Source organism: Pseudoruegeria aquimaris, from assembly GCF_900172235.1.
In the GTDB taxonomy this organism is placed as follows: Bacteria; Pseudomonadota; Alphaproteobacteria; order Rhodobacterales; family Rhodobacteraceae; genus Pseudoruegeria; species Pseudoruegeria aquimaris.
Genome location: NZ_FWFQ01000016.1, coordinates 56,607 through 79,908 on the forward strand (window position 1 = coordinate 56,607; position 23,302 = coordinate 79,908).

At 66.2% G+C, this 23,302-nt stretch carries 25 protein-coding genes and 1 tRNA gene; 3 read left to right on the plus strand and 23 right to left on the minus strand.

Annotated features, from left to right (window positions below):
- Positions 1-94: 94 nt before the first annotated feature.
- Complete coding sequence (locus tag PSA7680_RS11885; protein WP_085868938.1) at positions 95-745, minus strand: GntR family transcriptional regulator; 651 nt, start codon at positions 743-745, stop codon at positions 95-97.
- A 35-nt stretch (positions 746-780) separates the two neighbouring features.
- Positions 781-1,470 (minus strand): M48 family metallopeptidase, encoded by a 690-nt coding sequence (locus PSA7680_RS11890; RefSeq protein ID WP_085868939.1) that lies wholly within the window; start codon positions 1,468-1,470, stop codon positions 781-783.
- A gap of 160 nt (positions 1,471-1,630) precedes the next feature.
- Here PSA7680_RS11890 and PSA7680_RS11895 point away from each other — a divergent pair, with 160 nt between their 5' ends.
- The gene (locus tag PSA7680_RS11895; RefSeq protein WP_085868940.1) at positions 1,631-1,957 is read left to right on the plus strand and encodes a TIGR02300 family protein; all 327 of its coding nucleotides are present in this window, start codon (positions 1,631-1,633) and stop codon (positions 1,955-1,957) included.
- A gap of 244 nt (positions 1,958-2,201) precedes the next feature.
- A tRNA-Ala gene (locus PSA7680_RS11900) sits at positions 2,202-2,277 on the plus strand.
- A 72-nt stretch (positions 2,278-2,349) separates the two neighbouring features.
- Here PSA7680_RS11900 and PSA7680_RS11905 read toward each other — a convergent pair.
- The 7 genes from PSA7680_RS11905 to ugpB form a co-directional block, all read right to left on the minus strand.
- Positions 2,350-3,999: a Na/Pi cotransporter family protein gene (locus PSA7680_RS11905; RefSeq protein WP_085868941.1), complete on the minus strand. Its 1,650-nt coding sequence runs from the start codon at positions 3,997-3,999 to the stop codon at positions 2,350-2,352.
- 69 nt (positions 4,000-4,068) lie between these two features.
- A complete protein-coding gene (locus tag PSA7680_RS11910; RefSeq protein ID WP_085868942.1) occupies positions 4,069-4,986 on the minus strand; it encodes an HAD-IIA family hydrolase in 918 nt (305 codons plus the stop codon).
- Between the two features lie 34 nt (positions 4,987-5,020).
- Entirely contained in the window at positions 5,021-5,956 is a 936-nt protein-coding gene (locus PSA7680_RS11915) for a glycerophosphodiester phosphodiesterase (RefSeq protein WP_085868943.1), read from the minus strand.
- Positions 5,953-7,008, minus strand: coding sequence for a sn-glycerol-3-phosphate import ATP-binding protein UgpC (locus PSA7680_RS11920; protein ID WP_085868944.1), 1,056 nt, complete (start codon positions 7,006-7,008; stop codon positions 5,953-5,955). The genes PSA7680_RS11915 and PSA7680_RS11920 overlap by 4 nt, the downstream gene beginning before the upstream one ends.
- Before the next feature lie 13 nt (positions 7,009-7,021).
- Entirely contained in the window at positions 7,022-7,873 is an 852-nt protein-coding gene (gene ugpE, locus PSA7680_RS11925; protein ID WP_085868945.1) for a sn-glycerol-3-phosphate ABC transporter permease UgpE, read from the minus strand.
- On the minus strand, positions 7,873-8,754 hold the full coding sequence (gene ugpA, locus PSA7680_RS11930) for a sn-glycerol-3-phosphate ABC transporter permease UgpA (protein WP_085868946.1): 882 nt from the start codon (positions 8,752-8,754) through the stop codon (positions 7,873-7,875). Before ugpA ends, ugpE begins: the two co-directional genes overlap by 1 nt.
- Before the next feature lie 74 nt (positions 8,755-8,828).
- Positions 8,829-10,133 (minus strand): sn-glycerol-3-phosphate ABC transporter substrate-binding protein UgpB, encoded by a 1,305-nt coding sequence (gene ugpB, locus PSA7680_RS11935; RefSeq protein ID WP_085868947.1) that lies wholly within the window; start codon positions 10,131-10,133, stop codon positions 8,829-8,831.
- A 157-nt stretch (positions 10,134-10,290) separates the two neighbouring features.
- Between ugpB and PSA7680_RS11940 the strand changes: the two genes are divergently transcribed.
- Positions 10,291-11,193 carry a LysR substrate-binding domain-containing protein gene (locus tag PSA7680_RS11940; RefSeq protein WP_085868948.1) on the plus strand — a complete coding sequence of 301 codons (903 nt, stop codon included), beginning with the start codon at positions 10,291-10,293 and terminating at the stop codon, positions 11,191-11,193.
- A 16-nt stretch (positions 11,194-11,209) separates the two neighbouring features.
- Here the strand turns inward: PSA7680_RS11940 and PSA7680_RS11945 are convergent, their stop codons facing one another.
- The 14 genes from PSA7680_RS11945 to PSA7680_RS12010 form a co-directional block, all read right to left on the minus strand.
- Positions 11,210-12,337 (minus strand): CaiB/BaiF CoA transferase family protein, encoded by a 1,128-nt coding sequence (locus PSA7680_RS11945; RefSeq protein ID WP_085868949.1) that lies wholly within the window; start codon positions 12,335-12,337, stop codon positions 11,210-11,212.
- Between the two features lie 49 nt (positions 12,338-12,386).
- The gene (locus PSA7680_RS11950; RefSeq protein WP_085868950.1) at positions 12,387-13,226 is read right to left on the minus strand and encodes a fumarylacetoacetate hydrolase family protein; all 840 of its coding nucleotides are present in this window, start codon (positions 13,224-13,226) and stop codon (positions 12,387-12,389) included.
- Between the two features lie 24 nt (positions 13,227-13,250).
- Positions 13,251-13,988 (minus strand): SDR family oxidoreductase, encoded by a 738-nt coding sequence (locus tag PSA7680_RS11955; RefSeq protein WP_085868951.1) that lies wholly within the window; start codon positions 13,986-13,988, stop codon positions 13,251-13,253.
- Positions 13,989-14,036: 48 nt separating this feature from the next.
- On the minus strand, positions 14,037-15,239 hold the full coding sequence (locus PSA7680_RS11960; protein ID WP_085868952.1) for a UxaA family hydrolase: 1,203 nt from the start codon (positions 15,237-15,239) through the stop codon (positions 14,037-14,039).
- Positions 15,232-15,531 (minus strand): UxaA family hydrolase, encoded by a 300-nt coding sequence (locus PSA7680_RS11965; RefSeq protein ID WP_085868953.1) that lies wholly within the window; start codon positions 15,529-15,531, stop codon positions 15,232-15,234. Before PSA7680_RS11965 ends, PSA7680_RS11960 begins: the two co-directional genes overlap by 8 nt.
- The gene (locus PSA7680_RS11970; RefSeq protein ID WP_085868954.1) at positions 15,528-15,980 is read right to left on the minus strand and encodes a MaoC family dehydratase; all 453 of its coding nucleotides are present in this window, start codon (positions 15,978-15,980) and stop codon (positions 15,528-15,530) included. Before PSA7680_RS11970 ends, PSA7680_RS11965 begins: the two co-directional genes overlap by 4 nt.
- 7 nt (positions 15,981-15,987) lie before the next feature.
- Positions 15,988-16,506, minus strand: coding sequence for a MaoC family dehydratase (locus tag PSA7680_RS11975; protein WP_217808337.1), 519 nt, complete (start codon positions 16,504-16,506; stop codon positions 15,988-15,990).
- The gene (locus PSA7680_RS11980; protein ID WP_085868956.1) at positions 16,506-17,573 is read right to left on the minus strand and encodes a Gfo/Idh/MocA family protein; all 1,068 of its coding nucleotides are present in this window, start codon (positions 17,571-17,573) and stop codon (positions 16,506-16,508) included. Before PSA7680_RS11980 ends, PSA7680_RS11975 begins: the two co-directional genes overlap by 1 nt.
- 3 nt (positions 17,574-17,576) lie before the next feature.
- Positions 17,577-17,906, minus strand: coding sequence for an L-rhamnose mutarotase (locus PSA7680_RS11985; RefSeq protein WP_085868957.1), 330 nt, complete (start codon positions 17,904-17,906; stop codon positions 17,577-17,579).
- A complete protein-coding gene (locus tag PSA7680_RS11990; protein WP_085868958.1) occupies positions 17,906-19,027 on the minus strand; it encodes a mandelate racemase/muconate lactonizing enzyme family protein in 1,122 nt (373 codons plus the stop codon). Before PSA7680_RS11990 ends, PSA7680_RS11985 begins: the two co-directional genes overlap by 1 nt.
- A gap of 5 nt (positions 19,028-19,032) precedes the next feature.
- Positions 19,033-20,121, minus strand: a complete 1,089-nt coding sequence (locus tag PSA7680_RS11995) for an ABC transporter ATP-binding protein (protein WP_085868959.1) — start codon at positions 20,119-20,121, stop codon at positions 19,033-19,035.
- Positions 20,122-20,124: 3 nt separating this feature from the next.
- Complete coding sequence (locus tag PSA7680_RS12000) at positions 20,125-20,991, minus strand: carbohydrate ABC transporter permease (protein WP_085868960.1); 867 nt, start codon at positions 20,989-20,991, stop codon at positions 20,125-20,127.
- 9 nt (positions 20,992-21,000) lie between these two features.
- Positions 21,001-21,897, minus strand: coding sequence for a carbohydrate ABC transporter permease (locus PSA7680_RS12005; RefSeq protein ID WP_085868961.1), 897 nt, complete (start codon positions 21,895-21,897; stop codon positions 21,001-21,003).
- Between the two features lie 89 nt (positions 21,898-21,986).
- Positions 21,987-23,294: an extracellular solute-binding protein gene (locus PSA7680_RS12010; protein WP_085868962.1), complete on the minus strand. Its 1,308-nt coding sequence runs from the start codon at positions 23,292-23,294 to the stop codon at positions 21,987-21,989.
- Between the last annotated feature and the right edge of the window lie 8 nt (positions 23,295-23,302).

The window sequence follows — 23,302 nt, forward strand, 5'->3', positions numbered from 1 at the left end:
GGGGCGGTCGGGGGCTGCCCGGCGTGCCGCCGGGCGCGCACGTCTTCAATCTGGCTCCACCCCGTCTTGATGAACCGTTCGGAAGAGGAGTTGCTCAAGCCACCAGAAGCCGCAGCCCCTGCGTCACGTCGGTGCGGACCGCCAGCCGCAGCCCCGGCTCATCGCCCGCCTTCAGCGCCGCGATGATCAGGCGGTGGTGCGGCGGCGGCTCGGTGCGGCGCAGGCGGCCGTAGAGGCTGCGCATGGTGGGGCCGAGCTGCAGCCAGACCGTTTCCAGCATCGCCAGCATCGCCGGCGCCTGGGCGCGCAGGTAGAGCGTGCGGTGAAACTCGAGATTCGTGCGGATGTAGCCGATCGCATCCTTCTTGGCGACGTTCTCGGCCACGGTGCCGTTGATCGCCTGCAACCGGTCGATCAGCGCCATATGCGCCCGCGGCAGCGCCCGGCTCGCCAGCTCCGGCTCCAGCAGCGCGCGCAGGGCGGCCAGTTCCTCGATCCGCTCCGCCGAAAGTTCCGGCGTGCTGACCCGGCCCGAGGCCGAGAGCGTCAGCGCGCCCTCGGCGGCCAGCCGCCGCACCGCCTCGCGCGCCGGTGTCATCGAAACGTCGAACTCCCGGCCGATACCGCGCAGGGTAAGCGCGGCCCCCGGCGCCATGGCGCCATGCATGATGCGCGCGCGCAGGGCGCGGTAGACGGTTTCATGGGCGGAGAGGCTGGCCTCGGCGGGCCGCTGGTTTGCTTGCATGGGCAGATGTGATCACATTTGCAGTGCCGCGGCAATCAGGCAAATCGGTAACGGTGCAGGGCCGTGCCGTGCTCCCGCAGCCAGGCCCTCGGGCGCGCGTATCCGGGCTCCAGCTCCGCCACCACCGCCCAGAAGGCGGGCGAATGATCCATCTGCCGCAGATGCGCCACCTCGTGGGCGGCCACGTAGCGCAGCACCTCGGGCGGCGCGAGGATCAGCCGCCAGGAATACATCAGCGCGCCGGCACTGCTGCAGGAGCCCCAACGCGAGCGCGTGTCGCGCAGGGTGAGGCGGTTGTAGGGCCGGCCGAGACGCGCGGCATATTCGTTGCTGGCTGCCGCCAGCCGCTCGCGGGCCAGCACCTTCAGCGCCCCCGCCAGACGCCCCGGCACCGCCTCTTCCGGCCCCGGCACCTCGATCCGGCCGCCGGAAAAAACGACCTTGCGCCCCGCCGCCGGGCAGATCTCGCGCTCGATACCCTCCACCGGCAGGCGGCCGCCGAATCGCGGCACGATCTCCGCCGGCCGCCCGGCCAGCTGCCCACGCACCCATCCCGCCTTCTGTTCGAGGAAATCGCGCGCCTGGGCTTCGGGCGCCCAGCGCGGCAGCGTGAGGGTGACGCGGCCGTCCAGCCGGGACACCCGCAGCGACATCCGCCGTGCACGCGATGATCGCCGGAACCGCACCGAGATCTCGGGCGCGCCCGGCAGGCTCCAGTCTTCCATGGCACTCCCTGCCCCACGCGCGGCGCCGCGCCGCGCAGATATCCGCGCCCCACCGATAGCGCAGTCCCGGTGGGCCGAAAAGCCTTTGACACCCGTTTGCTCTTGTGGCAGTTGGCTGCGACTCTGATACTGTGCACAGTGCCGCTGGAAAGGGAAACCCATGCCCAAGGAAGAATGGGGCGTGAAACGCGTCTGCCCGACGACGGGCAAACGGTTTTACGACCTGAACAAGAATCCGATCGTCAGCCCCTACACCGGGGAAATCGTGCCCACCGAAGACGGCAACAAATCGCGCGTCATGGTGGCCGACAAAGCCGACAAGCAGAACCCGGCCAATGCCGTCGATGACGATGACGTGGTTCTGGAAGATGATGACGACTCCACCGACATCGATCTGGGCGACGACATCCTCGAAGAGGACGACGACGAAGACAACGTTTCCCTCGACGACCTGGCTGACGTGGCCTCCGAAGACGAGGAAAACTGAGTCCCGACCGCATCGCGCGAGTCTCGCAACGCCCGCCCTCCGGCGGGCGTTTTGCGTTTCCGCAGCCGCGCCCCCGCGCGGCTGAACCGCTTGAACCTCTTGTAAAAAAAGCTTTTTTCGGACTTCCTAAAAAAATTCCGCACCGAGCCACTTTTTTCGCTTGAACTCCCCCGGAGCGTTCAATAGATACCCGCTCACGGAACGACGCAGCGGCCCACGCCGCACCGGTTGATCCGAAAATGATGGGGCCTTAGCTCAGCTGGGAGAGCGCCTGCATGGCATGCAGGAGGTCAGCGGTTCGATCCCGCTAGGCTCCACCATCACCCTCCTCGAATGATCAGAACTTGCGCGTACGGCGAATTTCGCACCGTGTCAGCGTTCGCCCCCTCCCCTCACTTACCGCCGCCTGACAGCCGGCTTGAAAGCAGATCGCCGGTTTCCTCCACGATCGGATAGGCCGCCAGGGCGAAGGAGGTGTTGACCTGCTTCAGCACCCTCAGCGTCTCCTGGTGGATGTTGCTCGTCTCGATGCTTTCGGCATGCCCCTCTCGCAGTCGCGCGAGGTGCCGGCGCTGCAACGATTGCTCCAGCCCACGCATCTGTTCCTTTCGGGCCACGAGTTCGCGCGCATCATCCGGGTTGCCCCGCATCATCACGCCGAGGGCAAGCTGGGCGTTCGCCAGCACCCGGTCGTGGAAATCCCCGATCTCCCGCCGGCCCGCTTCCGAAAAGCTCAGGCCCTCCATCTCCATGCGCTGCGCCAGGTCCAGCAGGTTGCGCACCAGCAGGTCGGACGCGGCCTCAAGGGCGGCGGCCAGCAGCGAGAGCTCCATCGCGCCCTTCACCGCCTCCTCGTCCAGCGCCCGGCGGTTCAGCGCCGCCAGATACAGCTTGACCTCCCGGTGGGCGCGGCGCACTTCGGCGTCGCTGTTGCGGATCAGCGCGGCGGCCGCGTCGTCCCAGGCATCGAAAAGGGCGCCCGTGCGCACGAGCATGGCCTCGATGCGCTCCCCCATCCTCACGACCTCCCGAGCGGCGCAGGAGAGCGCCCGCGCCGGCTCCTCCAGCGCGCCCGGATCGAGCGCCGAGGGGATCTGTCCAGCGTCCTCGGAGCGCCGCTCGGTCACGAGCCGGTCGGCCAGGCGGCTGATCGGCTCCACGAAGGGCAGCGCAAGGGCGCAGATCCCGGCGTTGAAGGCAATGTGCAGGGTGATGGCCTGCGCGGCGCCGTCCGCGCCCAGCCAGCCGAGATGCGCAGGCGCGGCGCCGAGCGCGACCAGGGCCAGCACCGCCCCGCCCCCGCGCAGGGCGAGGTTCGCCACGACCATCCGGCGCGCCTCGGGCGGGGCGGCCCATGTCAGCACGTAGGCGATCATCGAGCCGCCGAGGTTGGCCCCCAGCACCATCGCCATGGCCGCGGGCGCGGGCAGCGCGCCCTGCGCAACCATGGTCACGAAGAACAGCACGGCGGCGACGCTGGAATGCACGAGCCACGCGAACAGCGCCCCCAGAAGGAAGGCGGCGAAGAGATCCTCGCCGAGGTAGCCCAGCACGCTCAGCGCGCCTTCGCTTCCGAGCAGGGGCGCCGTGGCCGCGCGCAGCATGTCCAGCGCCACGAAAATCAGCGCAAGGCCGATGAGAATGCGGCCCGTCTGCCGCATCCGCCGCGCCCGGCCCTTCAGGAACAGCGCCACGCCACCGGTGAGCAGCACCGGGATCAGCCAGGTCTGCCGCACGAGCAGAACCTGGGCCACGAGCGCGGAGCCGAGATCCGCCCCCAGCAGGATCGCGAGCCCAACCGCAGAAGTGACGGCGCCCGCCGCGCCGGAGTTGGACACCAGCATGGCCACCGCCGTGGAACTCTGCAGCAGCATCGCCGATGCCATCCCCGTGCCCGCGGCGAGCAGACGGTTGCGGGCGGACCGGCGCAGCCAGAGGCGCAACTGCACCATGAACGCCCGTTCCACACCGGTCCGCACCAGCCGGACCGCCCAGATCAGCAGCGCCGCCGCGCCCGCGATATGAATCAGGAAATCGATCACTTCAGCCTTGGCCTCCCTTCGGTCCGGCGCGCCCCGCCAAGGGTGTGGGCCGCCGGAAGAGACAACGGATCAGGTCGTCGGGACGATCCACGCGGGGCGGATGCCCGAGCGCGCGATGCAAGGCGCCACGTCCTGCCCGCGAAAGAGCCCGTGATCGGTCACGAGCACCGTCCCGAGCCCTGCGGCCGCCCCACCGAGAATGTCGGTGTGCAGGGTGTCGCCCACCATCGCGATGCGGTGGCGCGGGATACCGCCCATCCGCGCGACAGCGGCATCGAAAGCCCCCGCGTAGGGCTTGCCGTGAAACCGGGGCGCGAGGCGCGGCAGCGCATCCATCAGCGCATGGGCGAAGCTGCCCGGCTCGATGCTCAGGCCCGACTCGCGCGGGGCGACGAGATCGGGATTGGCCACGACGACGGGGCGCGGACGCGCCCTCAGCGCCGCGATCAGGCGCTTTGTGCCCTGCTCGGGCCAACGCGCCGCGGACAGCAGCAGGAAGCCGCCCGCGCGCGCCCAGAGGCTTGCGTCTTCAAGCAGGTCCGCCACTGGATGCGGCGCGTCTTCGAAGCTGTCGCCGGCAGCCGCCACCGCCCCCCAAGGTGCGCCCGACGGCAGCTCCGGCAGGGCGGCGAAGGCGAGATCGCGGCTGGAGATCACCTCCTCGGGGCGGAAATCGAACCCAAGCCGGTGATACTTCGCCAGGATCTCGCTGCGCGTGTAGCTGGCGGCATTCGTCAGCACGATCAGGCGCTTGCCCATGGCCCGCAGCTGGGCCATCCGCTCGACGGCCCCGGCGATGGCCGTCTCGCCGCGATTCAGGACGCCGAAGGCATCGAGGATGAAGCCGTCGAAATGGGCCGCCAGCTCGGCAAGATTGCCTGCCGGCCGCGGCGGGCCTCCGAATGCGGCCTGCGGCAGGCGGGAGCGGATCGCCTCGTAGCGCGCGAAGGCCCATTCGGGGCCGATGCCGGGGCCGGCGGCCTGCATCAGGAGCGCCTTCCGCCGGCGCGCGAGATGCCGCTCACCATCGCAGCCCCCGCGACAGCAGAATGCGCTGCGCGCGGCCCGGGTAATCGGTGATGATCCCGTCCACGCCGGCATCGATCATGGCCTCGATGTCCTCCGGCTCGTTCGCCGTCCAGGCCGCCACCAGCAGCCCCAGCCCATGGGCCTCGGCCACGAGATCCGCCGTGACGTCCTTGAAATAGGGGCACCACATGCGCCCGCCCGCCCGCGCGACGGCGCGGGGAATGGAGACCCCGAGGGCATCGAAGTCGGGCGCGACGGATTTCTGCGAATCCTCCCCCGGATCATCCGTGTTTTCGGGCAGTTGCGACAGGTAGGAGCGCGGCATCTCCGGCGCGACGCGGGCGCATTCCTCCAGCACGGACCAATCGAAACTGTGCAGGATGGTGCGCTCTTGCAGCCCCGCGTCGCGCACCTCCCGAACGACTTCATGCACGATCGAGAGCCTGTCGCCTTTGGCGCCGGGCGCGGCGGGCTCCGATTTCATCTCAAGCAGCAGCAGCAGGCCGCTGCCCTCCGGCCGGCGCGCGAACTCCAGCAGATCGGCCAGCCGCGGGATCCGCAGCCCCGTCATGAAGGCCTGATCGGGGAACCGCCGGCCGTAGACCGTGCGCCCGTCCAGCCCGCCCACGTCGAACTGCCTGAGCTCCGCCAGCGTCAGCTTGGAGACCTTCGGCTCCGGGCCGGTCAGCCAGTTGCCCTCGGCATCGCGCGTGGCGGCGTTCAGCAGGTGATGGTTGTGGGTGATGACGGGGATCCTGTCGCGGGTCATCACCACATCGAACTCCATCGCCCGCACGCCGATCTTCAGCGTGAAGGCGAAGCCCTCCATCGTGTTCTCCGGCATCACGCCGCGCGCCCCCCGGTGCCCGATCAGGCGCACGACGCCGGGGGCGCCGCGGAACCCGTCCAGCTGGGGGAACTCCGTCATTCTTCGACCCGCCTGCCCGTGGCCGGGTCGAACACGTGGAGATCCTTGGCCGGAGCCGTGAAGCCCATGATCGTGCCGGGATCCGCGGAGACATGGCCCGGCAGGCTCGCCACAACGTCGGTTTCGGTGCCTTCCAGAACGCCGTGCACCAGCGTATTGGCGCCGAGCTGCTCGAACAACTGGACCGAAACGCGGATCGGCCCGTTCTCGTCGGGCAGGAGGTGTTCGGGGCGAATGCCGAGGGTGACGGAACCGGAGGCATGGCCGGCGCCCTGAAGCGAGGCCCCGTTGCCCAGAATCAGCGCCCCGCCCCCGGCGGTGGCCGGCAGGAAGTTCATCGAGGGCGAGCCGATGAACCCGGCCACGAAGAGGGTCGCCGGGCGGTCATAGAGCTCGATGGGGGTGCCGAACTGCTCCACGTAGCCACCGTTGAGCACCATCAGCCTGTCGCCCAGCGTCATCGCCTCGACCTGATCATGGGTCACGTAGATGGAGGTCACGCCCAGCCGCTGCTGGAGCTTGCGGATTTCCAGCCGCATCTGCACCCGCAGCTTGGCATCGAGGTTGGAGAGCGGCTCATCGAAGAGGAAGACCTGCGGATTGCGCACGATGGCGCGCCCCATGGCCACGCGCTGGCGCTGCCCGCCGGAAAGCTGGCGCGGCTTGCGATCGAGGTAGGGGCCGATCTCCAGGATGTCGGCGGCCTCCTGAACGCGCCGCTCGATCTCGGCCTTGCCGATCTTCCGGATCTTCAGCCCGTAGGCCATGTTCTCGCGCACCGACATATGGGGATAGAGCGCGTAGTTCTGGAACACCATCGCGATGTCGCGGTCGGCCGGCTCAAGCTGGTTGACCACCTTCTCGCCGATGCGGATTTCGCCCGAGGTGACGGTTTCCAGCCCGGCGACCATGCGCAGGAGCGTGGATTTCCCGCAGCCGGACGGGCCGACGATGACGATGAACTCGCCATCCTCGATCGCGCCATCGACGTGATGCAGCACCTCGACGTCGCCATAGGTCTTCACGAGGTCCTTGAGTGTTATGGATGCCATCTTGAGCGCCCCGTTATTTGTCTGTTTCGGTGAGGCCCTGCACGAAGAGCCTCTGCATTGCGACCACGACGAAGACCGGCGGGATCATGGCCAGCAGCGCCGTCATCATGATGATGTTCCACTGGGGCGATTGCTCAGCCGCTTCCAGCATCTGCTTGATGCTCATCACGATGGTCGTCATGTCGGTTTCCGTCGTGATCAGGAGCGGCCAGAGATACTGGTTCCAGCCGTAGATGAAGAGGATCACGAAGAGCGCCGCGATGTTGGTGCGGCTGAGCGGAATCAGGATGTCCCAGAAGAAGCGCATCGGCCCGGCGCCGTCGATGCGGGCGCTTTCAAGCATCTCGTCGGGGATCGTCAGGAAGACCTGGCGGAACATGAAGGTGGCCGTGGCCGAGGCGATCAGCGGGATCGACAGGCCCCAGTAGCTGTTGAGCATCCCGAGATCGGCCACCACCTCGAAGGTGGGCAGGATGCGCACTTCGACGGGCAGCATCAGGGTGATGAAGATCAGCCAGAAGAAGCCCATGCGGAAGGGGAACTTGAAGTAGACGATGGCAAAGGCCGACAGCAGCGAGATCGCGATCTTGCCGAAGGAGATCATCAGCGCCATGAACAGCGAGTTCAGCAGCATCCGCCAGACCGGCGCCGTCTCGGTGCCCGACAGGCCGCCGCCGAAGAGCGTCTGCTTGAAGTTCTCCCAGAAGTAGCCGCCGGGCAGCATCGGGATCGGCGCCTGCGTCATGCGGACGGGATCATGGGTCGCGGCGACGAAGGTGATCCAGATCGGCAGGGCAACGATGAGCACCCCGAAGATCAGCACCACGTGGCTGACGATGTTCAGGATCGGGCGGTTCTCGATCATCAGTATTCCACCTTTCTTTCCACGTAGCGGAACTGCACGACGGTCATGGCGATGACGAGGATCATCAGGATCACCGACTGGGCCGCGGAGCCACCGAGATCCAGCCCGACGAAACCGTCGTTGAACACCTTGTAGACGAGGATCGTCGTGGCATTGGCCGGGCCGCCCTGCGTGACGGCGTGGATGATGCCGAAGGTGTCGAAGAAGGCGTAGACCGCGTTGATGACGAGCAGGAAGAAGGTGGTGGGCGACACCAGCGGGAAGATGTGATCCCGGAAGCGGCGCAGCGGCCCGGCCCCGTCGATCGCGGCGGCCTCGATCAGCGAGCGCGGGATCGACTGCATGGCGGCGAGATAGAACAGGAAGTTGTAGGCGATCTGCTTCCAGGCCGCGGCGAAGATCACCAGCATCATCGCCTGCGAGCCGTTCAGGTAGTGGTTCCAGTCCACGCCGACGAATTCGAGCAGATAGGGGAAGATCCCGAGCGTCGGGTTGAACATGAACACCCAGAGCGCGCCGGCGAGCACCGGCGCCACGGCGTAGGGCCAGATCAGCAGCGTGCGGTAGGTGGTGGCCCCGCGCACGATGCGGTCGGCGAACCCGGCCAGGATCAGCGCGGCGGACATCGAAAGCACGGCGACGCATACGGAGAAGAAGATCGTGCGCCCGAAGCTGTCGAGGTATTGCTCGTCGGTGGCGAGGTAGATGAAGTTCTCGAACCAGACGAACTCCGTCGAGATGCCGAAGGCGTCTTCGATCAGGAAGGATTGGTAGACGGCCTGGCTGGCGGGCCAGACGAAGAAGACCAGCGTGATGATCACCTGCGGCGCTACCAGCAGGTAGGGCAGCAGGGACGTCGGGAAGTGGACGCGCTTCAGCATTCGGCCATCGCTATCTGCTTGAAAACGAAACGAACTGGCGGCCCCACGAAGGGGGCCGCCAGCGCGAAAGGGATTTACTTGACGGTGCGCTCGAACTTGCGCAGCAGCGCGTTGCCGCGCTCCACCGCGTTGTCCAGCGCCTGCTGGGCGGTGATGTCGCCGGCCCAGAGGGCTTCGAGCTCCTCGTTGATCACGTCACGGATCTGCACGAAGTTGCCGAAACGCAGGCCGCGGGAGTTCGGGGTCGGCGTGTTCAGGCTGAGCTGCTTGATCGCGGTGTCGGTGCCCGGATTGCTGTCGTAGAACCCTTGCGACTGGGAGAGCTCGTAGGCCGCCGTGGTGATCGGCACGTAGCCCGTCTCCTGGTGCCACCAGGCCTGCACCTCCGGCGAGGACAGGTAGCTCAGGAACTTGGCGAGCCCCTTGTATTCCTCGGCTTCATGGCCCTGGAGCGCCCAGAGCGTCGCGCCGCCGATGATGGAGTTCTGCGGCTCATCGGCGATGGCCGTGTCCAGCGGCAGCATCGTCTGGCCGAATTCGAACTCCGCCTGGGACTTGATCGAACCGTAGTAGGCCGAGGAGTTCATCCACATGCCGCATTCGCCGTTGGTGAACAGCGGCAGAGAGTCGCCACGGCGCCCGCCGTAGACGAAGAGCTTGCCTTCCTGCATGTCCGCGATGTCCTGCAGGCGCGCGGCCAACTTCTCGTTGTTGAAGGTGAACTCGGTGTCGTAGCCGGCGAAGCCGTTTTCCTTGGTGCCCATCGGCATGTCGTGCCAGGCCGAGAAGTTCTCGATCATCACCCAGCTCTGCCAGCCGAAGGAGAAACCGCAGGCCATGCCGTTGTCGACGAGCTTCTGGGCCGCCATCTTCACGTCGTCCCACGTTTTCGGCACGTCCGCGCCGGCGGCTTCCAGCGCGTCGGCGTTGTACCAGAGCACCGGCGTCGAGCTGTTGAAGGGCATCGACAGCAGCTCGCCCTCGGGCGTCTGGTAGTAGGAGACGACGGCCGGCAGGTAGGCGGAGCCGTCGAAGGGCTCGCCGGCGTCGGCCATCATCTGTTCGACCGGGTAGATCGCGCCCTTGGCGGCCATCATCGTGGCCGTGCCAACCTCGAAGACCTGCACGAGGTGCGGCTGTTCGCCGGCGCGGAAGGCCGCCACGGCGGCCGTCATGGTTTCGGTGTAGTTGCCCTTGTAGGTGGGCACCACGACGTATTCGTCCTGGCTTGCGTTGAAATCGGCGGCGATCTTGTTGACCCGCTCGCCGTTGGTGCCGCCCATGGCGTGCCACCAGTTGATCTCTACCTGAGCCGCCGCGGCGCTTGCGGTTACGGCAAGCGCGGCCGTGCCCGCGAGGAGCATTCTTGCAATCATCATCCCATCCTCCCTGTGAGGGTTCCTGTGTTGTGTGGGCAGCATTTGGGAACGAGCTTGATAATTCAAGTTAATTTTTTATGACACGTCTTATAACTATTTGTTATGTTGGTGATTGCGCCCCCTGCAGCCACCAGCCCGACGGAGAGAGGCTAAGACATTGAAATTCAAGCTAAGACAACTCGAAGCCTTCCATGCCGTAGCGGAAACCGGGAGCATGACGAAAGCGGCGGAGCGCCTTGGCATATCCCAACCCGCCGTCAGCCGTCTTCTCGCCGATTTCTCGGCCTCGGTGGGGTTCGATCTGTTCACCCGCAGCCGCGGCGGCCTCGAACCCACCAGCGATTCGCGCTACCTGCTGACGGAGGTCCGCCGCATTCTCGACAGCCTCAAGCACCTCGATGATCTGCGCCGCGATCTGACCGAGCGCACGCGCGGCCACATCCGCGTCGCCTGCCTGCCGGGCTTCGCCACCAACCACCTGCCCGCCATGCTGGTGCGCTTCCTGAAGGCGCGCCCCGGCGTCACCCTGACACTGGAGCCCGACCGCCCCGAACGCATCCTGGAGTGGATCATCGGCGAGCAATACGATTGCGGCATCACCGACGGCTTCCTCGGCCACCCGGCCACCCACAGCCAGGATCTGTTCGTCCGCTCGGCCTGCATCCTGCCCAAGGGCCACCCGCTGGGCGCCAAGGAGGAGATCACGCCGAACGATCTCGCCGGGGAAAAGATGATCCACACCCGGCGCGACAGCCAGTTCTACCAGCACCTCTCGCGCGCCTTCACCGATTGCGGGGTCGAGATCGACAGCCTCGTCGAGGTGCGCCAGTTCACCACCGCCTGCACCATGGTGAAGGAGGGGCTCGGGGCCGCAGTCGTCAGCGCGATCGACGCCGAGGCCTTCCGTGCCTCGGGCATCGTCATCCGCCCGTTCCAGCCGGAGCTTTTCCACCGCCTGTCGATCATCCAGCCCGCGTCCGGCCCCAGTTCGCCGGTGGTGCTGGATTTCATCGACGAGTTCGTCGAAAGCCTGCGGCCCTTCCTCGCGGAACAGCCGTAGCGCCGGCGCGGGCGGCTCAGAGATACAGCGTCGTCTGCGCCCCGAGGGCGGGTGCGGCGCGGTCGCTGAGCAGCGCCTCGCCGTCGATGCGGATCGGGCAGCGCGTGGTGCGCAGGCTGCCGCCCTCGCCCGCCCGCACCGTCTGCACCATGTCCAGCGCCGCGAACCCCTCGGTCCGCGTGAGCGCGGGCCAGTCCAGAACCTCCGCGCACCAGACATCCTCCGGCTCCAGCCGCGCCAGCCAATGGGCCACGCTTTCGGTGGCGAGGTGATCGCGCAGGATCGCCTTGATCTCGTCGCGCTGCGTGAAGGCCTGCGCCGGATCGGGGAAGGCTTCGAGCGCCGCGCAGCCCAGCAGCCGGGCGATCTGCGGGATCGGGGCCATTGCCAGCGCCAGATGGCCCTTCCTGCAGGCGTAGATCCCGTAGGGTGCGGCCACGGTGGCATTGGCGTTGGCCACCGCGCTGCGCGCCGGCATCGCGCCATCGCCGTTCAGGTAGCTCGTGAACAGTTCGAACTGCATGTCGATGGCGGAAGAGAGCAGGTCAACTTCCACCTGCGCGCCCTGCCCCGTATTCGCGCGGCACAGCAGCGCGGCAAGGATGCCCTGCACGAGATGGTTGCCGCAGGTGATGTCGAGCACGGCGAAACCCGCGGGCACCGGGCCGTCGCCGGCATCGCCGGAGAGCCAGGCCATGCCCGAAAGCGCCTGCACCAGCAGATCCTGCCCGGGCTTCGCAACCCAAGGCCCCTCGGTGCCGTAGCCCGTGACGCTGCCGTAGACGAGGCGCGGGTTCAGTGCTGCGACGGTGGCGTAATCCAGCCCGATCCGCTCCATCACGCCGGGGCGGAAATTGTGGATCATCACGTCCGCCGAGGCGATCAAGGCTTTCAGCTTTTCGAGATCGCCCGCGTCCTTCAGATCGGCCGCTACGCTGGCCTTGTTGCGGTTGATGGTGTGGAACAGCAGGCTGTCGGGCCCCAATGTCTGGCCCGCGATGACGAGGCCGCGGCAGAGATCGCCCACACCCGGACGCTCGATCTTGATCACCTCCGCGCCCATGTCCGCCAGCCGAAGGGCCGCCATCGGCCCCGCGAGGAACTGGGCAAAATCCAACACGCGCAAGCCTTCGAGCGGTTTCATTTCCCCAATTCCTTTCCCTTTTCCAACCTTCTGCGCGGAAATGCCCGCCTCAGGCGTCGTCCACGCAGACCTGGCGCTGCCTGCCAAGCCCCTCGATGCCCAGTTCCACCACGTCCCCGGCCTTCAGAAAGCGCGGCGGGGTGAAGCCGAGCCCCACGCCCGGCGGGGTGCCGGTGGAGATCACGTCGCCGGGGTGCAGGGTGAAGAACTGGCTCAGGTAGCTGACCAGATGCGCCACGCCGTAGACCATCGTCCGGGTGGAGCCATCCTGCACGCGCTCGCCGTTCACGCTGAGCCACATGGCAAGATCCTGGGGATCGCCCACTTCGTCGGGCGTCACCAGCCAGGGGCCGATCTGGCCGAAGTTGTCGCAGCTCTTACCCTTGGACCACTGCCCCTGCCGCTCGATCTGGAAGGCGCGTTCGCTCACGTCGTTGATGACGCAGTAGCCGGCCACGTGATCCAGCGCCTCCGCCTCGCTCACGTATTTCGCCGGCTTGCCGATCACCACGCCAAGCTCCACCTCCCAATCGGTTTTCTCGGAGCCGCGCGGGATGATGATCGGGTCGTTCGGGCCGCAGATGGCCGAGGTGGCCTTCATGAACAGCACCGGCTCGCTGGGCACCTCCATGCCGCTTTCGGCGGCGTGATCGGCGTAGTTCAGCCCGATGCACATGAATTTCCCCGTGCCGCCCACGCAGGCACCGAGCCGGGGGCTGCCCTCCACGAGCGGCAGCTGTGCCGGATCGAGCCCCTTCAGGCGGTCGAGATCGGTGAGCACTCCGCCGGCGATGTCGCCCACGATGCCCGAGAGATCCCGGATCCGGCCATCGGCATCCAGAAGGCCGGGTTTCTCGGCCCCACGCGGGCCATAACGCAACAGTTTCATTCGGTTTTCTCCTGAGTATCCGGTTCAGATGGCCCAGCCGCCGTCGATCACGTGGGCCTGCCCCGTGGTATAGGCGCTTTCGTCCGAGGCGAGGTAGGTGGCCAGCGCCGCGATCTCCTCGGCCTTGCCGATGCGGCCCATGGGCTGGCGGGCGATGAAATCCTTCATCGCCTGCTCGTAATCGCCCGTGGCGCGCAGGCGTTCGTGCAGCGAAGGGCTTTCCACCGTGCCCGGGCAGATCGCGTTGCAGCGGATGCCTTTCGTGACCCACTCCGCCGCAACGGCCTTGGTGATGCCGATCACGGCGGCCTTGGAGGCGGTGTAGGCGAAGCGGTTCTGCGTGCCTGTCACCGAAGACAGCACCGAGGACATGTTGATGATCGAGCCGCCCCCGTTTTCCAGCATCGCCGGCAGGAAAGCGCGGATCATGCGGTATTGCGCCTTGGCGTTCAGCTCGAAAGCGAAATCGTAATCGGCCTCGCTGCACTCCAGCACCGAGCCCGCATGCACCACGCCGGCGCAGTTGAACAGCGCATCCAGCGCCCCGATCTCTTCGGCGAGCGCGGCGATCTGCGCCGCGTCCGTCACGTCGAGGTGGCGGGGCGTGATGCCGGCGATGCCTTCCAGGCCCGCAAGGGCGGCATCGTTGATGTCGGTGGCGATCACCTGCGCCCCTTCGGCGGCGAACATCTCGGCGCTGGCGCGGCCGATGCCCTGCCCGGCGGCGGTGATCAGTGCCTTCTTTCCGTCCAGTCGTTTCACGTGGGCTCTTCCTTTTCGTTCGGGCCTTTGATCCGGGGCCAATGCGGATCAGGCGGATTTGGGCAGGCAGGCGGGGCCGGCCGGCGTGAAGCTCTTGTAGGTCAGGATGAACTCCTGGTGGCCGAGGCCTTCGGAGCGGGTTTCCTCCCCCGCCGCCGTTGCCATGATGCGCGCCAGGATCTCTTCGGCAACCTCCGAAAGCGACTTTTCGCCTTCGATCACCGCGCCGGCGTTCACGTCCATGTCGCCCGCGAGCGCGCGGTAGGTCTCGGGATTGGCGCAGATCTTGATCACCGGCGAGATCGCGGAGCCCACCACCGAGCCGCGCCCGGTGATGAAGAGCGTCAGATGCGCGCCGGAGGCGATCATCTCCACGATCTCGGCGTTGTCGGCGATGTTGGGAAAGCCGAAGCGCACCTCGCCGTCGGGCACCACGTCCATCAGGTAGAGCCCGCCCGTGGGCGGCAAATCGCCGGGCTTGATGATGCCGCTGATCGGCGAGGCGCCGGATTTCACGTAGGCGCCGAGGGATTTCTCCTCGATGGTTGAGAGCCCGCCGGTGGCGTTGCCGGCCGCGAAACTGCCGTAGCCGAGCGTTTCGTAGTAGCGCGCGGCCTTGGCGACGCAGGCTTTCAGTTCTTCGGCCAGTTCGGGCGTGGCGGCGCGCTCTGCCATGATGTGCTCGCAGCCGATCAGCTCGCCGGTTTCCTCGAAGATGCAGGTCGCCCCCTGCTTCACCAGCGCATCGAAGGCCAGCCCGGCGGCCGGGTTGCCGGAGATGCCCGAGGTGCCATCGGAGCCGCCGCAGATCGTGGCCACGGTCAGATCGCTCACCTGCATCGGCACGCGGGGCAAGGTGGCGATTTCCTCCAGCGCCCGCGCCACGAAGGCGGCGCCCTTGCGGATGGTCTCGCGCGAGCCGCCGGCCTTCTGGATCACCAGCGTTTCCACCGGGCGGCCCGTGGCTGCGATCACCGCTTCAAGCCGGGAGCGGTTGAAACTTTCGCAGCCCAGGCTCACAAGAAGCACCGCGCCCACGTTGGGGTGGGTGCAAAGCCGCTCCATCATCGCCTGCGCGTAGTCGTTCGGGTAGCACCCCGGAAAGCCGATCAGGTGGACGGGCTGGCCGCGAAACTCCGCCACCACTTCCCGCGCCACGAAATGCGCGCATTCCACCAGGTAGGCCACGGCCACCACGTTGCGGATGCCCTTGCGCCCATCGCTGCGCGCGTATCCCAACATCTCAGTCATGGCTCAACCCTGCCTCCTCGGCCCGGTAATGCGTGGCCGTGTAGCGGCTGCGGATGTTGTGGACATGGACATGGGCGCCTGCCGGGATGTCCTGCGTGGCGACGCCGATCGGCAGGCCGTATTTCACCACCAGCGCGCCTGCGGGGATCGGCTGGTCAGTCACCTTATGCGCCATTGAGACATCGGTGAGCGTCACCACGCTGCCAGCGCCCGAAAGCGGCGTGCCCGCAGGCGCGGCGCGCAGGGCGACCTGCACGTTGTCCTGCGGGGAGAGTTTCAGAAAGGCGCTCATGCCGCCCCCTTCATCTTCGCCAGCAGGATGTGGTCGGTGGCCAGCACCACCTTGCCGTCCTGATTGAGCACCTCGCAGGCCTCGATCACCTGCCCCATTCCGATGCGCTTGGCGTCGGGTTCCTTGCGGGTGATGGTGACGCGTGTTCGGATCGTATCGCCGATGTGCACCGGGCGGATGAAGCGCAGCCTGTCGTAACCGTAGGAAAAGGCCTGCGGGTTGATCACGCTGGCCGTCATGCCGATACCGATGGAAAACACCATCGTGCCATGGGCGATGCGCTGCCCGAAAGGCTGCGTGGCGCACCAGTCGGCGTCCATGTGGTGGGGGAAGAAATCCCCCGTGTGGCCGGCGTGGACGACGAAATCCGTCTCGGTGATCGTGCGCCCGAGCGTTTCGCGCACGTGGCCGATCTCGTAATCCTCGTAGTAGATGTCTTCGGTGTGCATGGCGGCCTCAGGTCTGCGGCGTATGGGCGGCGGGATCGCGGTATTTCACTGTCTGAATATGCTCGGCATAGAGCGCCAGTTCGCCTTCGTTTTTGAAAACTTCATAGGAGACGGTCACGAGGCCCATATCCTTGTATTTCGGGCGTTTTTCGAGGTTCGTGCGCACGGTTTGGATGGTGTCGCCGATGAAGACGGGCTTGATGAAGCGCAGCTTGTCGTAGCCGTAGGAGAAGGTGTTGACGTTGTTGTGCGCCATCAGCCCCAGCCCGTAGGCAAAGACCATCGCGCCCGCCACCAGCCGCCTGCCAAAAATGCCTTCCTCGGAGGTGAAGATATCGTCGGCCACGTAGGGGTGGTTGTCCATCACGAGGCTGTTGAAGAGCATCGCCTCGCCTTCCGAAATGGTGCGGCGGATGGAGCGCCATTTCCGGCCCGGCTCGAAATCCTCGTAGAGCCATGTTTCCACGTTGAAGAGCGGGATATCCTCGGGGCCGTCGCCCTCGGCGTAGTAGCTTTTCGGGCTCATCATGCGCTCCTTTCCGCAGGTTTCGCGGCCAGCGGCGTGGCCGGGGCGGCGCTGCTTTCATAGGCGGCTTCCACCAACGCCATCGTGTGCCAGGCGTCCTCGACGCTGCTGATCAGCACGTCTTCCTCGCCGGTGGCGAAGCGCTGAAGCTGGCTCATGCGGGAGGCGAAGGCATCGGGGAACCACGCGCCGGTGAGCGGCACCGCCTGCCAGCCGTCGCCGGTGTTGAGTTCCAGAATGTCGGGCTCGCCACGCGGGTAGTCGAGGTTCACGCCCAGTTGCAGGTAGGCCGCGCCTTCGCTGCCGCAGATGCGGAATTCGCACGCCTGGTGGCGGCGGCCGAAGGCGTGGTTGTGATTGATCGAGAGCGCGCAGCGGATGCGCGCGCCGTAATCCAGAATGGCGGCCGTGCGCGTCTGGGCGATCCTGCTAGAAGGGTGGCCGATGGATTTGGCGTGCACGCCTTCGGGATCGCCCAGCAGGCTGCGGATGAAATCGAGATAATGGATCGAATGCAGCGAAAGCTCCACGCGGGGCAGCGGCTCAAGAAACTTCCACAGGCCCCAAGGCGTATCGAGCGCCAGCCAGGCGTCGAAATCCAGCACCTCGCCCAGCAGCCCCCGGTTCACCGCATCTTGCAGGGCCAGCATCATCGGCGCGAAACGCAGTTGGAAATTCACCGCCGCCTTGAGGCGCTTTGCACGGCAGATCTGAAGGATTTCCGTCGCCCCGGCCAGATCGCTGCCCATGGGTTTTTGCAGCAGCACGGGCGCCTCATCGGGCAGGATCCGCAGGATGCCGGCATGGGCATCAGGCGGCGTGGCGAGATCGAAAAGCGCGCCGGGGTGCGCAGCTGCGGCCTGCGGCGTGTCGAAGGCGATCACGCCGTGGGCGGCGGCCAGCGCCGCGGCTTTTTCAAGATCCGGGTCATAGATCCCCGCCACAGTGTAGCCGGCCTTGGCGTAGGCGGGCAGATGGGCGTCCGTCACGATGGAGCCGGCCCCGAAGATCACGATGGGGCGCGGGCGGGCGGCCTTGGGCCAATGCTGTTGCAGATCGTCGAACATGGCTCACTCCAAATGGAAGACTTCATCCATCATCGCCCACCACTCGCCCTCCTTGCGGGTGTCGAGCGGCACCTGGCAGGGCATGCAGACATCCCACCAGCGTTGCGTTTCGGGATCGGCGGCCATCTTCGCGGCATCGGCGGCGAAATCGGAGCCGTGGTATTCCCAGTAGCCGAAGAGGATGTTCTCGGGCTCCTTCAGGAAGATGGAGTAGTTGCGGATGTTGCAGGCGGAGATCATCGCAAGGACGCCGGGCCAGACATCGGCGTGCAGGCGCTTGTATTCCTCCACCTTTTCGGGCGCGACCCCGATCATCATGCCCATGCGCTGCATCAGTTGGCTCCTTTCCCGAAGGCGTGGCTCAGGCCTGCGATGCGGCCTGCATCGATGGCGTCGAAATCCCAGGCGATGCCCAGCCCCGGCGCATCGCTTGCGTAGGCGCGGCCCTGCTCCATGCGCATCGGCTCAGCGGTGAGGCTGTCGAGCTGGGGGATGTATTCGAGCCACGGCGCATTCGGGATCGCGCAGACGAGGCTTACGTGAAGCTCCATCAGGAAATGGGGGCAGACCGGCACGTTGAAGGCCTCCGCCATGTGGGCGACCTTCATCCACGGGGTGATCCCCCCGATGCGGGCCACATCCACCTGCACGATGTCGGCGGCGCCGGCGGCAAGGTAATCCTTGAACTGGCTGAGGGAATACATGCTCTCGCCCACGGCGATCGGCACGGATGTAGAGGCCGCGAGCCGCGCGTGCTCCAGCACGTCATCGGCCGGCAGCGGCTCTTCGAACCATGCGATCCCCTGCTCTTCGAGCACGCGGGCGCGGCGGCCTGCTTCGGCCCCCGTCAGGCTCTGGTTGGCATCCACCATGATCTCGTAGGCGGGGCCGACGGCCTCGCGCACCGCCGTGAGCCGCTCGCGATCTTCGCTCAGGTGGGGCCGGCCGATCTTGATCTTGGAGCCCGCGAACCCCTTGCCCTGCGCGTCCAACGCATCGGCGACCAGATCCTCGGTGGGGATATGCAGCCAGCCGCCTTCGGTGGTGTACATCGGCACGCTGTCCTTCGCGCCGCCGAGCATCCGCCAGAGCGGCAGGCCCGCCCGCTTGCAGCGCAGATCCCAGAGCGCGGTGTCGATCGCAGCCAGCGCCAGCGAGGTGATCGCGCCGACGCTGGTGGCATGGGTGGAGAACAGCAGATCGCGCCAGATCCGGCCGATCTCCTCGGCCTCCCGAGCGATCAACTGCGGGGCGAGCGTTTCCTTCAGCAGGCTCATCACGGCAGGGCCGCCCTGCCCGATGGTGTAGCTGTAGCCCACCCCTTGCGCGCCGTCGGAATCGGTGAGGCGCACGAAGGGCGTTTCCTGCGAGACGAAACTCTGGATCGCATCCGAGCGCCGCACCTTGGGCTTCAGATCGTTCATCCAGATTTCGACACGTTCGATCCTGGCCATGGCGCTTACCTCAGGCTGGCTTCACTGGCCGCGTCGAACAGGTGACAACGGGTCAGATCGAGCTGGAAGGGGAGCGTTTCTCCCGGCGAAACGGGCCGCGGGTTCAGCATCTTTGCCTGCACCTCGCGCCCCGCCAGCGAAGAGAAGAGCAGCGTTTCGGTGCCCAAGGGCTCCGAGAGGTTCACCTTCATGTCGAAGGCGGCGTGCTGGCCCTCCATGGGGAGGGAATGGCCGCGCGGCATCAGGTTGTCGGCGCGGAAACCGAGGATCACCGCCTGCCCTTCCCGCACCTTGCCCTCAAAAGCACTGGGCAAGGCCACGGAGGGGCCGTTTTCAATGGCCACCTCACCGTTCGTGATGGTGGCGGGCAGCAGGTTCATCGGCGGGGAGCCGATGAAGGTGGCCACGAAAGTGTTCACCGGGTTTTCAAACACCTCCAGCGGCGTGCCGACCTGCTCGATATGGCCATCGCGCATGATCACGATGCGGTCGGCGAGCGTCATCGCCTCCACCTGATCATGGGTCACGTAAACGATGGTGGATTGCACCTTCTGGTGCAGCTTCTTGATCTCGGTGCGCATCTGGGTGCGCAGCTTGGCGTCCAGGTTGGAGAGCGGCTCGTCGAACAGGAAGACCTCGGGGTGGCGCACGATGGCGCGGCCCATGGCCACCCGCTGGCGCTGCCCGCCCGAAAGCGCGCCGGGTTTTCTGTCCATGTAGTCGCTGAGCGACAGGATGTTGGCCGCCTCCTCCACCGCCCTGTCGATCTCGCTTTGCGGCCTGTTGGCGATCTTCAGCGAGAAGCCGAGGTTCTCGCGCACCGTCATGTGCGGGTAGAGCGCGTAGTTCTGGAACACCATGGAGATGTTGCGGTGGCGGGGCGGCAGATCGTTGACCACCCGTTCCCCGATCGCGATCTCGCCGCCGGAGATGGCTTCGAGCCCGGCGATCATCCGCAGCGTGGTGGATTTCCCGCAGCCCGAGGGGCCGACGAGCACGACGAATTCATTGTCGGCGATATCGAGGTCGATCCCGTGGACGACCTCCAGAGACCCGTATTTCTTCACGACGCTGCGCAGTTGGACCTGGGCCATGGCTTATCCTTTCACGCCGCCGAAGGTGAGGCCGGCAATGAGATGTTTCTGAACGATGAAGGTGAGGATGAGGGCGGGGATGATCATCAGCACCGCGAGCGCGCACATGCCGCCCCAGTTGATGGTGAACTCGCTGGTGAAATCGCGCAGGCCCACCGGCATCGTCTTGGAGAATGTCGAGCGGGTGAGCTGGCTTGCCAGCGCGTATTCGTTCCACGAGGTGAGGAAGGCGAAGATCCCGGCCGAAGCGATCCCGGCGCGGGCGACGGGGAATTCCACCTTCCAGAAGGCCTGCCAACGGGTGCAGCCGTCGATCTCGGCGGCCTCCGCGAGTTCGATGGGCACCTGACGGAAGAAGCCGTCGATCAGCCAGATCGTGAAGGGAACGTTGAGCGCCACGTAGACGAGGATCAGCCCGACGTGGGTATCGATCAGCCCGGTCTTGGCCATCACGATGAACAGCGGCAGCGAAAGCGAGACCCCCGGCACCGCACGGGTGAGCATGAGGCCGATGAAGATCCCCGCCTTGCCCTTGAAGCGGTAGCGCGCGAAGGCGTAGCCGCCGGCCATCCCCACGAGAATGGCGATCACGGTGGAGGTGACGGAGATGATCAGCGAATTGGTGAAATACTGCACCACCGGCACGCCGCCCTCGCCCACTGCGCCGAACATGGCGCGGTAGTTGTCGAGGTTCAGCTCCGAGGGGATCCAGACCGGCGGCTTGGCCATGATCTCGACCGTGGGGCGAAAGGAGTTGAGCACGATCCACAGCCCCGGCACGCAGATGATGGCCATGGCGATGAAGAGCGCAACGAGGTGGAGCGCCTTGAGGATGCGCGCCTTGATGCGATGTTTGAGATTCTCGTTCATGGCGCCCTCCTAGCTCGCCATGCCAAGCTCGCCGCGCGCGGCGTTGAGCTTGCGGAAGAAGTAGACGGTGAAGAAGATCGCCAGGAAGATGGAGATGTAGCCCATCGCGTTGGCGTAGCCCATGCGGGCATCGACGTAGCCGGTGCGCCCGATCAGCGTCCAGAGAAGCTCGGTGCGCCGGGCCGGGCCGCCGTTGGTCATGATCTGCACGATGTCATAGGCGCGGGCCACGTCCAGCGAGCGGATGGCAAGCGCGATGTAGATGAAGGGCATGATGAAGGGCAGCGTGATGTGGCGGAAAGTCTGCCACGGGGTGCAGCCGTCCACGGTGGCGGCCTCGATCGGATCGCGCGGTACCGCGAAGAGCCCGGCGAGGATCAGGATCGCGAAGACGGAGGTGGCGGACCACATCTCGGCCACGAGGATGGAGAAGAAGGCGAGCTTTCCGTCCACCAGCCAGGGGATGGCCTGATCGGTGAGGCCCAGCGATTGCAGGGCGTTGTTCACGAGGCCGACGTTGTCGTTGAAGATGAACTTGAACTGGAAGCCCACGAGGATCGGCGAGAACATCATCGGAAACATCATGATGGTGCGCAGGGTGCGCTGGCCCCAGGTGACCTTGTTGACCAGCAGCGCCAGCCCCAGCCCCATCAGCATTTCGAGGTTCAGCGCGATGGTGAGCAGCAGCACGGTGCGGCCGAAGGCCGTCCAGAAATGGATGCTTGTGAGCGCCTTTTCGTAGTTGGCGAAACCGATCCAGCGATAAAGCGAATCCGGCCTCGTCAGGCGATAGGGTGTGAAGCTCGAGTAGAGCGACAGCAGCAGCGGGATAAGCACCACGGCGGCCAGGATGATGATCGCGGGCAGCAGCAGGACAAACCACGCCGGTGGCTTCAGTCGGGACATCGGCCAAACTTTCCTGATTGGGGTGTCTGTGGGGCGGGTGTCGGCAGGCGGCGCGGGAGAGCCGCCGCCTGCCGGATCGAAGGCGACGCCTAGTAGACGCCTTCTTCCTGCATCAGCTCGTCCACGGCCTCGGCAGCCGTCTCAAGCGCTTCCTCCACGGTCTTGTCGCCGAGGATCGCGGCCTGAAGCTCGGGGAAGATAAGGTTCGTGGCTTCGATCCAGTAAGGCGTCTGCGGGGCCGGGAAGGCATGGCTCGCGGCCGCCTGGAAGGCCTGCAGAACTTCGGTGCGGTAGGCATCGCCTTCGGCGCTGGCCACCACGTGCTCCCACACGGCGGAGCGGGTGGGCAGCGGGCCGGCCGCGCTTTCAAGCTTCTGGCTGTCCTCGTTGGTCAGCCAATCCACCAGCGAGGCGGCGGCTTCCTTGTGCTCACAGGATTCCGTGACGGAGAACCCGTGGTGCCCGGACCAGCCGGTGCGCGCCCCGGAGGAGCCTGCCGGCTGCACCTTCACGCCCACGTTGCCGGCGGCCTTGGAGGCGGCGGGATCGTTGAAGAAACCGGCCCAGCCCGGCCAATCGAGATTGAGCGCGATGGTGCCGGAGGCAAAGCCCTGCCCGAGATCATCCCAGAGGTAGGAGGTGGTGCCCGGCGGCACGGCGCCCGCCTCGTAGAGATCCACGAACCATTGCAGCGCGCGCTTGCCCGCGTCGGAGTTGAATGCCGGGGACCAGTCCTCGTTGAACAGCTGGCCGCCCTCGGCCACGACCATCTCGTAGAAGCGGCCGACGATGGCCTCATCCTTGCCGGCGTATTGGGTGCCGTAGAAGTTGGGCGCATCGGTAAAGAAGATCGCCTGCTCCTTCACCTCTTCCCACGTGTCGGGCGGCATCAGATCCTTGCCCGTCTTTTCCTTGTAGGCGGCCTTGTTGGCCTCGTCCTCGTAGATGTCCTTCAGGTAGTAGAGCGCCGAAACGTCGAACTGCGCGCGCGGCAGCATCACCAGCGCGTCGCCGATCTTCGAAGCCGCGATGTTGGCGGGTACGAATTCGGCGATCGTCTCTGCCGAGAGATAGGGCGTCAGATCCGTGTAGAGGTTCGGATACTGCGACGCAAAGGAAGAGTGGTTGGAGCCGACGCACCAGCCCAACGTGCCGGCGGCGAGATCGGATTTGAATTCCTTGTCCAGCTCGAAGTGGTTCTTCTTGCTGATCACCTCCACCTTCGCACCGGTCGCCGCCTCCCACTCACTGATGCGCGCATACAGGGCTTCATACTGCTGGCCGCCGATCAGCTTGGCCTGCAGCGTGATGCCGTCAAATTCTCCCGCGCCCGCAAGGCCGGCGGCCATCGAAAGCGCCGTTGCACCAAGCAACGCATTGATTCCAGAGCGTTTCATCAAGTTCC